The organism is Mesorhizobium sp. CA6 (assembly GCF_020165035.1).
Classification (GTDB): Bacteria; Pseudomonadota; Alphaproteobacteria; order Rhizobiales; family Rhizobiaceae; genus Mesorhizobium.
Map to the genome: position 1 here is coordinate 104,181 of NZ_JAIUHI010000018.1, position 12,785 is coordinate 116,965.

General features: G+C 65.8%; 13 protein-coding genes and 1 pseudogene. 6 read left to right on the forward strand and 8 right to left on the reverse strand.

The window, feature by feature from the left end; genetic code table 11:
- Positions 1 to 12 precede the first annotated feature (12 nt).
- On the reverse strand, positions 13 to 876 hold the full coding sequence (locus LB526_RS24460) for a Ku protein (RefSeq protein WP_224526179.1): 864 nt from the start codon (positions 874 to 876) through the stop codon (positions 13 to 15).
- A gap of 81 nt (positions 877 to 957) precedes the next feature.
- Positions 958 to 1,464, reverse strand: coding sequence for a ferritin-like domain-containing protein (locus tag LB526_RS24465; RefSeq protein ID WP_095770182.1), 507 nt, complete (start codon positions 1,462 to 1,464; stop codon positions 958 to 960).
- A gap of 398 nt (positions 1,465 to 1,862) precedes the next feature.
- Here LB526_RS24465 and LB526_RS24470 point away from each other — a divergent pair, with 398 nt between their 5' ends.
- From LB526_RS24470 to LB526_RS24480, 4 genes and pseudogenes are all read left to right on the forward strand, one after another.
- On the forward strand, positions 1,863 to 2,009 hold the full coding sequence (locus LB526_RS24470) for a hypothetical protein (protein WP_095770181.1): 147 nt from the start codon (positions 1,863 to 1,865) through the stop codon (positions 2,007 to 2,009).
- 2 nt (positions 2,010 to 2,011) lie between these two features.
- Positions 2,012 to 2,137 (forward strand): hypothetical protein, encoded by a 126-nt coding sequence (locus LB526_RS29660; protein WP_263481806.1) that lies wholly within the window; start codon positions 2,012 to 2,014, stop codon positions 2,135 to 2,137.
- Between the two features lie 85 nt (positions 2,138 to 2,222).
- Positions 2,223 to 2,669 carry a thiol-disulfide oxidoreductase DCC family protein gene (locus LB526_RS24475; protein ID WP_224630087.1) on the forward strand — a complete coding sequence of 149 codons (447 nt, stop codon included), beginning with the start codon at positions 2,223 to 2,225 and terminating at the stop codon, positions 2,667 to 2,669.
- A gap of 30 nt (positions 2,670 to 2,699) precedes the next feature.
- Positions 2,700 to 4,292, forward strand: a pseudogene (locus LB526_RS24480) (DUF4166 domain-containing protein); the annotation flags it as partial.
- 44 nt (positions 4,293 to 4,336) lie between these two features.
- Here LB526_RS24480 and LB526_RS24485 read toward each other — a convergent pair.
- From LB526_RS24485 to LB526_RS24495, 3 genes are all read right to left on the reverse strand, one after another.
- Positions 4,337 to 4,714 carry a DUF1850 domain-containing protein gene (locus LB526_RS24485; RefSeq protein WP_224630088.1) on the reverse strand — a complete coding sequence of 126 codons (378 nt, stop codon included), beginning with the start codon at positions 4,712 to 4,714 and terminating at the stop codon, positions 4,337 to 4,339.
- Entirely contained in the window at positions 4,711 to 6,837 is a 2,127-nt protein-coding gene (locus tag LB526_RS24490) for a TRAP transporter permease (protein ID WP_224630089.1), read from the reverse strand. The genes LB526_RS24485 and LB526_RS24490 overlap by 4 nt, the downstream gene beginning before the upstream one ends.
- A gap of 227 nt (positions 6,838 to 7,064) precedes the next feature.
- Positions 7,065 to 8,024 (reverse strand): TAXI family TRAP transporter solute-binding subunit, encoded by a 960-nt coding sequence (locus LB526_RS24495; RefSeq protein ID WP_224630090.1) that lies wholly within the window; start codon positions 8,022 to 8,024, stop codon positions 7,065 to 7,067.
- Between the two features lie 258 nt (positions 8,025 to 8,282).
- Here LB526_RS24495 and LB526_RS24500 point away from each other — a divergent pair, with 258 nt between their 5' ends.
- The gene (locus LB526_RS24500) at positions 8,283 to 8,651 is read left to right on the forward strand and encodes a YciI family protein (protein ID WP_095770177.1); all 369 of its coding nucleotides are present in this window, start codon (positions 8,283 to 8,285) and stop codon (positions 8,649 to 8,651) included.
- Between the two features lie 10 nt (positions 8,652 to 8,661).
- Positions 8,662 to 9,909: an RNA polymerase sigma factor gene (locus LB526_RS24505; RefSeq protein WP_224630091.1), complete on the forward strand. Its 1,248-nt coding sequence runs from the start codon at positions 8,662 to 8,664 to the stop codon at positions 9,907 to 9,909.
- Here LB526_RS24505 and LB526_RS24510 read toward each other — a convergent pair.
- The 3 genes from LB526_RS24510 to LB526_RS24520 all read right to left on the reverse strand — a co-directional run bounded on the left by LB526_RS24510 (position 9,906) and on the right by LB526_RS24520 (position 12,430).
- Positions 9,906 to 10,535, reverse strand: coding sequence for a glutathione S-transferase family protein (locus LB526_RS24510; RefSeq protein WP_224630092.1), 630 nt, complete (start codon positions 10,533 to 10,535; stop codon positions 9,906 to 9,908). The genes LB526_RS24505 and LB526_RS24510 overlap by 4 nt on opposite strands.
- Before the next feature lie 108 nt (positions 10,536 to 10,643).
- Positions 10,644 to 11,624, reverse strand: coding sequence for a cysteine synthase A (gene cysK / locus LB526_RS24515; RefSeq protein WP_224630093.1), 981 nt, complete (start codon positions 11,622 to 11,624; stop codon positions 10,644 to 10,646).
- Positions 11,625 to 11,812: 188 nt separating this feature from the next.
- Positions 11,813 to 12,430 carry a LysE family translocator gene (locus tag LB526_RS24520; protein ID WP_224630094.1) on the reverse strand — a complete coding sequence of 206 codons (618 nt, stop codon included), beginning with the start codon at positions 12,428 to 12,430 and terminating at the stop codon, positions 11,813 to 11,815.
- Positions 12,431 to 12,785: the final 355 nt, after the last annotated feature.

The window sequence follows — 12,785 nt, forward strand, 5'->3', positions numbered from 1 at the left end:
GCCGCCATCCTCCTATGCGGATTTGCGTTTTGGCGCGGCCTTGCTCTTGCTTTTCCCGGCCGCCGCTTTCGATGTGGCCTTGCCGGCTTTGCCGCCGCCTTCCGCGTTCAGGCTCTTCTTCAACGCATCGAACAGGTTGACCACATTGGACGGCTTTGGCTGCGCCTTGGCCTTGGGCGCCTTCTTGCCCGCCTTCTTGGCGCGGATCAGCTCAAGCAGCGCCTCCTCGTAGCGGTCGTCGAATTTCGACGGGTCGAACTTCGTCTTCTTGCCGTCGATGATGTGCTGGGCCAGGTCGATCATCTCCTTGTCGGTCTTCGCCGCTGCGATGTCCTCGAACACCGTCGCCGGCCGGCGCACCGTGTCGTCGTAGCGCAAGGTGGTCAGCACCATGCCCTTGCCGAGCGGCTCGATCGCCACCGGCCGCTCGCGCCGATAAAGCACGATGCGCGCAAGCCCCGCCATCTTCCTGGCCGCCATCGCGTCGCGGATGACGGCGAAGGCTTCTTGCGACACCTCGTCCGCCGGGGAAACATAGTAGGGCGTGTCGAGGTAGATCTGCTCGATCGAGGATTTCTCGACGAAGCCGTCGAGGCTCATCGTGTGCGAGGATTCGATCTGCACCGCCTCGATCTCGTCCTCCTCGATATGGACGAAGTCGCCGTCGCTCACCTCATAGCCCTTGACCTCGTCGCCCTCTTCAAGCGGCTTGCCGGTGCCCGCATCGACATAGATGCGCTTGACGGTGTTGCCGGTCTTGCGGTTGAGGATGCGGAAAGAGACCTTCTCGGCCTGGGTCACGACGTTGGTGAGCTCGATGGCGCATGTGACCAGCGACAGTTTGAGATAGCCCTTCCAAGCCGGGCGTGGTGCCATTGCGAACTCCTGCGCGATGCGGTTTCAATCGCAACGGACAGGGGTTCGCTTGGGTTCCGGGAGGGCTGGCCACGCAGCCTGCTATTCGGCGGCCTGCAGGTTGACCTTGCTTTCCGCGATTTCGGTGAGCTTGCGGTCCGTCGCCTCTTCTTCCTTGAGGTTCTTGGCCAGCACGTTGGCGCAGTCGCTGCGGCCGAGCTGCTTGGCCCAGGCGATCAGCGTGCCGTAGCGCGTTATCTCATAGTGCTCGACGGCCTGGGCGGAGGCGATCAGCGCGGCGTCCAGAACCTCCTTGTCGTCGACATCGCCGCTGACTTCGTCGGCCTCCGCGAGGATGCCGTCGATGGCCGGGCAATTGACGGTCTTGGCCTTGACGCCGTGCAGCTCGAACACCTGCTCGACCCGCTCGATGTGACCCTTGGTCTGCGCGAGATGCTTCTCGAAGCCGCCCTTCAATTGCGGATCGGTCGCCTTATCGATCATTTTCGGCAGCGATTTCTCGATCTGCTTCTCGGCATAATAGATGTCGCGCAGCGTGTGGATGAAGAGGTCGTCCAGCGTCTTGATGTCTTTCGAAAAGAAGCCCATGGCGGTTGCCTTTCCATGTTTCGCATTGTCGGGAAGTTGCGCGGCAGAGGGCCGCCAACACGGCCGGTTCGCCCCCGGCCTTGCGGTGTCAACGTCGTGTTCCGGGACAGGTTCCTGCCCGCCCAGACGCGCGAAAGGAAATTTCCTGTCGCCGGGCAAACGTGAAACAGATGCGCGCGCAAGCGACATCGGAACGAAACATATGTGATGCAAAAGTCACACGGAGCGGAATCGCGACGAAAGGCGCCGAAAGACCCCGAATCAGCCGCAATCCCGCCACGAAGCAACGTGTTTCGGACCAGAAATTAACATCACGTTCACCGACTATTCACGCCTCGACGCTATGCTCTCGAACAATTCGGACGGGACATCCGAAAGCGGGACAGGGACCAGGTAAAATGAACTTCTGGAATCACATCGCCGGCTATGCCGCAGCCATTCGCGAATTCGTCGCGCCGACCTATCGGCCGGAGCGCTATTACATGCGCGGCCCAGGGCCGGCCTGCGCGCGCCGCGGCAACTCGCTGGGCGTCGGCGTGAACTGATCATGACCCGCGAACGAGCCCACCATGGCCGCATCTGCCGGCCGGCCGCCGACCAGCGCGCCACCACCTATCGCGCCGAGCGGTTGACGCTCGCCGGCAACTGGCGTGCGACAACGCCGCGACTTTGACGCCGCCGCCGGCTGCCTTAGTGTCTCCCCTAGCTTAGTGTCCCCTTGGTACAGCGTAAGGGGGTCACAAGCAGCCGGGGCCGCCATGACCGACCTGCCCGAACGTCCCATCTTGCCGCGCCGGGCCTATGACGCCCGCCAGCCGCTGATCGTGTTCGACGGCGTCTGCGTGTTCTGCTCGGGCTTCGTTCAGCTCATCCTCAAGCTCGACCGGAAAAGACGTTTCCGCTTCGCCACCGCGCAGTCGCCGCTCGGCGAGGCGCTGTTTCGCGAGCACGGCCTGCCGACCGACGACTACGACAGCAACCTCGCCATCATCGGCGGCGCGGCCTTCACCAAGCTCGACAGTTTCGTCGCCGTCATGGACGCGCTCGGCTGGCCATGGCGCTCCGCGAAGGCGCTGCTCATCCTGCCGCGGCCGCTGCGCGACTGGCTCTATGACCGCGTCGCCAAGAACCGCTACGCGCTGTTCGGCCGGAAAGACAGTTGCGAGATACCCTCGGCCGAGTTGCGGGAGCGATTGATCGGCTGACGGCGGTTACGGCAGGCTTGGGGGCAAGGCATGAAGCTTCTCATCGTCGGCGGCTACGGCACCTTCGGCGGACGCATCGTCCGATTGCTGGAGAACGAGCCACGCCTCGAGCTCATCATCGCCGGCCGGTCGCTCGCCAGGGCCGAGGCTTACTGCAAAGGACGGGGCGCGACCGAGGCCAGGCTTGTGCCGACGGCATTCGACCGCGACGGCGACCTTGCCGCGCAACTCGCCGGCATGCTGCCCGACATCGTGGTCGACGCCAGCGGTCCGTTCCAGGCCTATGGCGAGGGGCGCTACCGGCTGGTCCAAGCCTGTATCGGTGCGCGCATCCACTATCTCGACCTTGCCGACGGTTCGGACTTCGTCGCCGGGGTATCAGCCTTCGACGCGGCGGCTAAGGCGGCCGGCGTGATGGTGCTCTCCGGCGTGTCGAGCTTTCCTGTGCTGACGGCGGCGGTCGTGCGGCGCCTTTCGGCCGGCATGGTGCGTGTCGACGGCATCCGCGGCGGCATTGCGCCATCGCCCTTCGCCGGCGTCGGCGAGAACGTCATCCGCGCCATTGCAAGCTATGCCGGCCGGCCGGTGCAGATGCTGCGGGACGGCAGACCGGGCGAAGGTTATCCGCTCACCGAGCAGATGCGCTATACGATCGCACCGCCCGGGCGCGTGCCGTTGAGAAACACGCTGTTCTCGCTGGTCGACGTGCCGGATTTGCGCGCGCTGCAGGCGTTGTGGCCGGAAACGAAGATGATCTGGATGGGCGCCGGCCCGGTGCCCGAGCTGCTGCACCGGGCGCTGATCGGCCTGGCTTGGCTGGTCCGCGCTGGCCTGGTGCGGTCGCTGTCGCCGCTGGCGCCGCTGATGCATTGGGCGACCAACCGGCTGTCATGGGGCGAGCATCGCGGCGGTATGTTCGTGGAGGTCGACGGCGCAGATACAGAGGGCAGACCAAACAAGCGGTCCTGGCACCTGTTGGCCGAGGGCGATGACGGGCCGCTGATCCCGTCCATGGCGGTCGCGGCGATCGTCCGCAAGGCGCTCGACGGCCGCATGCCCCCACCAGGCGCGCGGGCGGCCGTGCGCGACGTCGAGCTGGAGGACTATGAAACGCCGTTCGCCGGCAAGACGATTTGCACCGGCTTCAGGGACGAGACCGGCAAGGGGAAGGCGCTCTATCCCGATCTGCTCGGCGATGGGTGGAAAAGCCTTCCGGCTGAAATCCGCGCCATGCATGATGAAGCGGCGATGGCGGACGGACGCGCCAGCGTGGAGCGCGGTAGCGGTATTCTTAGCCGGCTTGCCGCCCGCATGGCCGGCTTCCCACCTGGCGCGGCCGATGTCCCCGTCAAGGTGCGTTTCGCTGCCGACGGGCACGGTGAGACCTGGACGCGGACTTTCCCAACGTACGGTTTTTCGAGCCGGCAGTTTGCCGGGCGTGGCCGATCGGAGCGGCTGCTTTGCGAGCGCTTCGGCCCGCTCACCTTCGCCATGGCGTTGGTGGCGGGCAAGAACCGCCTGTCGCTCGTGCTGCGCCGCTGGAGCTTTCTCGGCCTGCCGCTGCCGATGTGGCTTTGTCCGCGCTCGACCGCGTACGAAACCGTCGAGGACGGCCGCTTCCGCTTCCATGTCGAGATATCGCACCCGGTCGCCGGACTGATCGTGCGCTACCGCGGCTGGCTCGAACCGTCGCACGGTTCGAGCACGGTGGGTTCGCCGGCCGTCTCGCCCAGTTCGCGGCAGCCGGTGGCCGTGCACAGCGTCCAACCCTTCCGGGTGGCGCCGGACGCCGCGAGCACCAGGCGCGGTTGGGGTCCGATCCGCGGCGCATAGACCCACCAGCCGCTGCGCAGCACCGAGCCCTCCGGCGGCTCCATGCCGGCGCCGGAGCCCTTGACCCGCGCCTCAACGGCCTGCAGCCCGGCCGGCGACACTTTCCAATCCTCCTGCCAGCGCGTCCGTTCCACCGAATGCGTCCAGGACAGCGTGAAGGCGGCAACGGCAAGCGTCACCGTCTTGCCGGCGGCGAGGATGCACAGGCTCATGCGGTCCCGGCCGTGGATAGCCGGCGGGCGCGCCACCAGTGCCAGCCGATCCAGACAAACGCCAGCGCCCAGCCGGTCTCGTCAGTAAGCGGCAACGCGGCCACCAGCAGCAGGCCGGCGCAGAACGCGACGAGACGCTCCCACCAGGCCATGCGGCGGGCGAGGAAGCCGACGGCGGCGGCGCCCCAGAGCACGATGCCCATGCAGGCTTTGACGACGATATGGCCGACCTCGACGGGATAGCCGAACGACGCCGCGATGGGACCGGCGTCCTGCAGCATCAAGGCCGGCGTGTAGACGGCCATGAACGGCACGACGAAGCCGGCAATGGCGAGCTTGGTCGCCTGGATGCCAATCTTGAGGCCGCTTTCCTTGGCCATGGGTGCTGCGGCAAAGGCGGCGAGCGCCACCGGCGGGGTCAGGTCGGCCATGATGCCGAAATAGAAGACGAACATGTGGCTGACCACCAGCGGCACGCCGAGCGACAGCAGCGCCGGGCCAGCAAGCGAGGAGGTGATGATGTAGTTCGGGATGGTCGGAATGCCCATGCCGAGAACCAGGCAGGTGAGCATGGTCAACACCAGCGACAGGAACAGATTGTTCTCGCCGATGGAGATGATCCAACCGATGAAGGTGGAAGCGATGCCGGTGAGCGTCAGCGTGCCGATGACGATGCCGACAATGGCGCAGGCGATGCCGACGGGGAGGGCGTTCTTCGCCCCTTCGGCAAGCGAATCGACGCAAATGCGCAGCGTCTCGCGCCCGCCCTTGAAGGCGAGGCAGGCGATAACGAGCGCTGCGATGACGAGGCTCAGCACATTGACGCCGAAGCGCATGAAGGATGCCGCCGCAAGACCGAGCGCCAGCCAGAAGACGAAGCGAAAGGCAAGCGGTCCGATCAACGCCGCCAGTGGCGTGCCGAGGATGAGCACGACGGTCAGCGCAAGGCCCATCGTGCCGGCGAAGATCGGCGTGTAGCCGGCAAACAGCAGATAAACCAGCACCGCGAGTGGCAGCACGAGCGGCCAGTGCTTCCTGACCGCTTCCCAGGGATTGGGCAACTCTGCCTTGGCCATGCCGTGCAGGCCGGCCTTGCCGGCCTCCAGATGCACCTGCCAGAAGCAGGCGCCGAAATAGAGCAGCGCCGGGATGATCGCCGCCTTGACCACCTCGGCGTAAGGGATGTTCAGGGTCTCGGCCATGATGAAGGCGACGGCTCCCATCACCGGTGGCATGATCTGGCCGCCCATCGAGGAGGTCGCCTCGACCGCGCCGGCGAAGGCGGAGCGGAAACCGAAGCGCTTCATCAGCGGGATGGTGAACTGGCCGCTGGCGACGACATTGGCGACGCCCGAACCGGAGATGGTGCCCATCAGCGCCGAGGACAGCACGCAGACCTGGGCCGGGCCGCCGCGCCACGAACCGACGAGGCCAAGCGCGAAATCGTTGAACAGCGCTATCATGCCGGCCCGTTCGAGGAAGGCGGCAAAGACGACGAAGATGAAGATGTAGGCGGCCGAAACATAGACCGGCGTGCCGTATATGCCTTCTGTGCCATAGGCGAAGGTGTCGACAAGCTGCGCGAAATCATAGCCGCGATGGATGAAGGGCGGCGGCAAATGATTGCCGACGAAGCAATAGGCGAGGAAGATGAAGGCGATGACCGCCAGCGGCAGGCCCATCAGCCGCCTGGCGGCTTCGAAGACCAGCACCACCAGCAGTGCGCCGACGATCAGGTCGGGCGTGGTGAGGAAGCCGGAGCGGCGGATGAGGTCGGCATAGAAGAACCAATTGTAGAGGCCGGTGGCGAATCCCAGCACGCCAAGCACCCAGAAGCCCGCCTTCGCCGCGGCGCTCCTGGCGCGCAGATTGGCGATCAGGCCGAAACCGAGCAGCAGCAGGAAGCCGACATGCATGGCCCGCACTACCTGGCTGGGCAGGCTGCCATAAGCGGCGATGTAGATCTGGAAGACGGAAAAGGCGACCGCAACCAGGAACGCCGCCTTGCCGGCGAGGCCTTCACCAAAACCGGGCGGCAGACCTTCGACTTGTTCCTCGGCGACGGGAAGATGGAACGTGGGCGGGTTGCCGTCGCTTGTTGTTGCGGGCTTGGCTTCGCTCATCCGACGGGCTCCAAGACGAACGAATGACAGTGCGAGGCACCCCCCTCTGCCCTGCCGGGCATCTCCCCCGCAAGGGGGGAGATCGGAAGCGTCAATGACGGCGCTCTTCCTGCTACATCGGCGATTGGCGAAGCGCGCGGCGACAGCCAATCTCCCCCCTTGCGGGGGAGATGCCCGGCAGACCAGAGGGGGGTGTCTGGCGAAGACATCTCAGACTGCCGCGCCCCCTACTTCAGCAGCCCTTTTTCCCTGTAATATTTCTCCGCGCCGGGATGCAGCGCCACCGGCATGCCGTCCAGCGCCTTGGCCGGATCGATCGCCTTGGCGGCGGCATGGGCGGCTACCAATTGGTCGAGATGTTCGAACAGCAGCTTGGTCATCTGGTAGGCGGTCTCGTCGGAGACGTCGGCGCGGGTAATCAGGAAATTGCCGACCGCGGCGGTCGCGACATCCTGCGTCTGGCCTTCATAGGTGCCTTTCGGGATGACCACCGACAGATAGGGCGCGCCGATCTTGGCGACGTCCTCGGCCGGCACGGCGACGACATTGATGGGAACCGAGGTCGCGAGATCGCGGATGGAGGCAACGCCGAGGCCGGCAGACTGCAAGGTGGCATCGAGCTGGCGGTTCTTGATCAGCTCGACCGACTCGGCGAAGGGCAGGTATTCGACCCGTCCGAGATCCTCGTATTTGAGACCGGCGGCGGCGAAGATGGCGCGCGCGTTGAGCTCGGTGCCGGAGGCGGGCGCGCCGACCGACAGGCTCTTGCCCTTGAGGTCGGCGAGCGTCTTGATGCCGGAGTCCTGGCTGGCGACGATCTGAATGTAGTTGGGATAGATCGCGGCAATGCCGCGCAGCTTGTCGAGCTTGCCCGGGAAGCCGGCCTCCGTGTTGCCTTCGGCGGCCATCTTGACCGAATCGCCGAGCGCAAAGGCGATCTCGCCCTTGCCCTGCTGCAGCAGGTTGAGGTTCTCGACCGACGCCTTGGTCGCCTGAACCTGGGTGCGCGAGCCCTCGATTCCCTTGCCGTAAATCTCCGACAGGGCGACCCCGAGCGGATAGTAGACGCCCGACGTGCCGCCGGTGAGCACATTGATGAATTCCTGCGCCCCGGCCGACACGGCGCCAAGGCCGAGCGACAAGGCCAGCGCGCCGGCGGCAATAGATTTGGTCCTGAAATTGAACATCGCGATTTCCTCCCTGAAAATGTCGGCCCGCAATCCGCCCCCCTCCCGGCGAGCCCGCGACGAGTTTAGACGGCGGAAAGCAAATGCCAACCCGCAATTGCGTGCGTTAGACCAATGGTTGAGTAGCGGCGAACGACGGCTTGCGCTCGATGGCTTTGGGGGCGAAAGATTTTTCCGGCGCCTGTCGAAATCGGTCGATGCCGCACGACATAGGTCGGCACGCGACGATGCGGCCTTCAAGAAAACGGGAGAACTTCCATGCGTTACATGCTTTTGATCTACAATGACGAGGCCGCGATGGCGAACGTGTCGAAGGAGCAGACCCAGCAGGTGCTCGCGGCCTATGGCGCCTATACCGAGGCGCTGAAGAAATCCGGCGCGTACATCGCCGGCGAGCGGCTGCGCCCGACGCAGGCGGCCACCGCGGTACGGATGGCGAACGGCAAGACCAACGTGCTCGACGGTCCCTATGCCGACACCAAGGAGCAACTGGCCGGCTTCTACATGATCGAGGCGGCCGACATCGACACGGCGATCGAATGGGCCGCACGCTGCCCCGCGTCCAGCACCGGCACGGTCGAGCTGCGGCCGATCTGGGAAATGGCTGAATACGTAGCAGCCGCATAGCGATCCTACGATGCATGATCGTTCGCAGATCGCGCGGGCGGCCGCCGAAGCGGCCGCCCGGCGCAGCTACGGCAAGCTGGTCGCCTGGCTGGCGGCGCGCACGCGCGATGTCGCCGGCGCCGAGGACGCGCTGGCCGATGCCTTCGCCGCCGCGCTCGAACGCTGGCCGCGAACCGGCGTGCCGGCGCAGCCCGAAGCCTGGCTGCTCGCCGTGGCGCGGCGGCGCGACGTGGACGCCGTGCGGCGTCGTCTGACCGGCGAGGCGGCGCGCGATCATCTGAAGCTGATTGCCGAAGAGATGGAGGAGCGCGTGCGCGGCGAAGACCTGCCCGACGACCGGTTGCGGCTGATGTTCGCCTGCGCCCATCCGGCGATCGAATCCAGCGTGCGTGCGCCGCTGATCCTGCAGACGATCCTCGGCTTCGACGCCGCGACGATCGCCTCGGCCTTCCTGGTTTCGCCGGCGACGATGGGCCAGCGGCTGGTGCGGGCCAAGGCGCGCATCCGCGAGACCGGGATTCCGTTTCGCGTGCCGGAAAAGGCGGAGCTGGGCGAACGGCTGGACGCGGTGCTCGAAGCAATCTACGCCACTTTCGCCGAAGGCTGGTCGGATCCGACCGGGACCGACAGCCGGCGGCGCAATCTCGCCGCCGAAGGCATCTGGCTTGGACGGCTGGTCACCTCGCTGATGCCGGATGAGCCGGAAGCGCTCGGGCTATTGGCGCTGATGCTGTTCGCCGAGGCGCGCCGCTCGGCGAGGCGCGGCCCGGAGGGGGATTTCGTGCCTTTAGCCGAGCAGGATATCGCGCTCTGGGACGACCGCCTGATCGATGAGGCGGAGGCCTTGCTGGTGCGTGCCGCGCAAAGGGGCATCATCGGCCGCTACCAGCTGGAGGCCGCCGTGCAGTCCGCCCACACGGCGCGCCGGCGCGGCAGCGGCACCGACTGGGCGGCGATCCGCCAGCTCTATGATGCGCTTCTGGCCGTGGCCGGCTCGCCGGTGGTGGCGATCAACCGCGCGGTGGCGGTCGCCGAAACCCAGGGCGCCACGGCCGGACTGGCGGCGCTTTACGTGCTGGGCGACGACAAACGGCTGCAGGACTACCAGCCCTATTGGGCCGCCCGCGCCGGGCTGCTCGCAAGGCTCGGCAACATCAAACAGGCGGCCCAGTCCTATGACCGGGCGATCGGCCTCGAGCGCGACGCCGCGCTGCGGCGTTTCCTGCAGGGCGAGAAGGCGAAGCTCGTCAGGAACTAGCTTTCGGGCCACATCTCGTGCGATGCGTTCAGCTTGCGCATCAGCTCATTCTCGCGCAGCCTCGCCCACAGACGTTCGATGTTGGGCCAGGCGCCGCGCACCTTCTGGACCTCGGGATGCCAAGCCACCAGCATGACGAGGTAGATGTCCGCCAGCGACAGCCTCTCGCCGGCCAGCCAGTCACGGCCGGCCAAAGCCTGGTCGAGAATGGCAAAGCCGCGATCCATCTCGGCGACCGCCGCCTGCTTAACCGGCTGCAGGCCGTCGCCATCGGCGGTGTAGCGATGGGCGTAATAGAGCCGCAGGACCGCCGGGTAGAGCACCGACGACATGAAAGCCAGCCAGCGCAGGAAATCGGCGCGGGCGGGCGAGCCCGCTTGCGGCGCGAGATGGGCTTCAGGGTGGCGTTCAGCAAGCAGGATGCAGATCGCCGCCGATTCGGTCAGCGAATGACCGTCCGGCAGCGTCAGCACCGGCACCTGGTTCAAAGGGCTGATGGCGAGGAAGGCCGGATCCGGCGGATCCTTCTTGGGCACGTCGATCTGCTCGAAGGGCACGCCGGCCATGGCAAGCGCGGCCTCGGCGACGAAGCCGCCGCTGTTTGGGCGCGTATAGAGCTTGTACATCAAATCCTCCCACCGGCGATTGGGGCCGGTGGGGATATGAGCCGGAAGCGGCGCCTGCCTCAAGCCGCCGACGAATGCCACCGGCGCCTTTTCAGCGGTCCAGGCCGTTCAGGCGCCTAGTCCGTCGAACAGGATGGTCGAGAGATAGCGCTCGGCGAAGGAGGGGACGACGACGACGAGGGTCTTGCCCTTGTTCTCCGGCCGAGAGCCGACGACGATTGCCGCCTGGAGTGCCGCGCCCGACGAGATGCCGACCGGAACGCCTTCGAGCCGGGCGACGAGACGCGCATTGGCGACCGAGTCCTCGTTCGAGACCCTGACGACCTCGTCATAGATCGAGGTGTCGAGGATTTTGGGCGCAAAGCCGGCACCGATGCCCTGGATCTTGTGTGGGCCGGGCTGGCCGCCCGACAGAACCGGCGAGGCTTCCGGCTCGACCGCCACGACGTGCAGCGAGGGCTTGCGCTTCTTCAGCACCTGGCCGACGCCGGTGATGGTGCCGCCGGTGCCGATGCCGGCAACGAAGATGTCGACCTCGCCATTGGTGTCGTTCCAGATTTCCTCGGCCGTGGTGCGGCGGTGGATTTCAGGATTGGCCGGGTTCTCGAACTGCTGCGGGATGATGGCGTTGGGCAGCGTCGCGGCGAGCTCGTCGGCCTTGGCGATTGCGCCCTTCATGCCTTTCGGGCCTTCGGTCAGCACCAACTCGGCGCCGAGCAGCGCCAGCATCTTGCGGCGCTCGACCGACATCGTCTCCGGCATGGTGAGGATCAGCTTGTAGCCCTTGGCGGCGGCGGCGAAGGCGAGCGCGATGCCGGTGTTGCCGGAAGTCGGCTCGATCAGCGTGGTCTTTCCGGGCGAAATCTTGCCGGCCTCCTCCAGCGCCTCGATCATGGCGACGCCGATGCGGTCCTTGACGGAGGCGATCGGATTGAAGAATTCGAGCTTGGCCAGAAGGTTGGCAACGATGCCCTTTTCCTTGGCGAACTTGTCCAGCCTGACCAGCGGCGTGTCGCCAATCGTCTCCGTGATCGAGTTGAAGACGCGGCCGCGGCCGGGCACGCGCGCGGAGGTGACGGGCTTGTTCATTGGTTTCGCTCCCAAGGCAATGGCACAGGCGGACAGAATAAGACTTTCAACCGCGCAAGATAGGCTGCGGCTGGAAAATATCCGAGTGGGGCGGTTGCTCAAAAGCGCTCGCGGCCGGAAATGCATTTTCCGCCACGCCGGGTTTCAGGAATAGTTTGGCCGAATCCGGGATCGGTTGAGATTGGAACCTATTGACGCGCCGCTATGGCGGCAGCCGCCCCCATCATGAAGCCGGCGGCGGTGCGGTTCAGCACCTTCAGCGCGCGCGGCGATTTCAGGAACCAGCGCGCCTTGGCGGCCAGCGCCAGATAAGGCACCAGCACCACGAACAGGACCGCTACCGTGAGCACTGCAAGGATAGCGTAGTCGGCAAGCGTGATGGTCTTAAGGTCGACGATGGTCGGCGTGATGGCGAGATAGAAGATCATCGTCTTGGGGTTGCCGAGCGTCACCGTCAGCCCGGCGATGAAGCTCGATACCAGCCCGTCCTTGGCCTTCCGCGCCTCGACGGTCTCGGGCGTGATGCCGCTGGCCCAGAAGCGCCAGGCGAGGAAGGCGAGATAGGCAACGCCCGCCCATTTGATGGCGAGGAAGACCATGCCGAAGGTCTGGGCGACGAAGGCAAGCCCGAGCACCACGGCGGTGAGATAGGTGAGGTCGCCGAGCATCAGGCCGAACGACATGGCAAGCGAGGACCGGAAGCCGGAGCCGAGCGCGCGGGCGACAAGCGCCGTGACGCCGGGGCCCGGAATGGCGGCGGCGACGCCGAGCGCGGCGCTGTAGGTGAGGAATCCGGTGAGTGTCATTGGTTCTGGCCTGGCGTATGTGGGGCTGGGTTTTTATCACGATGCCGGATCGACGGTAATTCCCTCGCACTGGAATTCGTTACGCCAGCGCGACTGGCACGGGCATTTGGCCGGTCGCCCGGCGGGCGCCTTGGAGATTGGCTGGAGCGTCCCAACCTCGTCATCCACGGGCGGAGCAAGGAGCGAAGCGACGCGCGCAGACCCGAGGATCCATTCCGTGACCTCCGAGCGCCACAACGGTGCAGAATTCTGCGCCGCTGCACTCTTTGATCAGGGTCACGGAATGGCAACTGTGTTCACGCGAATGCGGTTTTGTCGCGAATGATAGCGTTGAGGACGACCAGGAGCTTCCTTG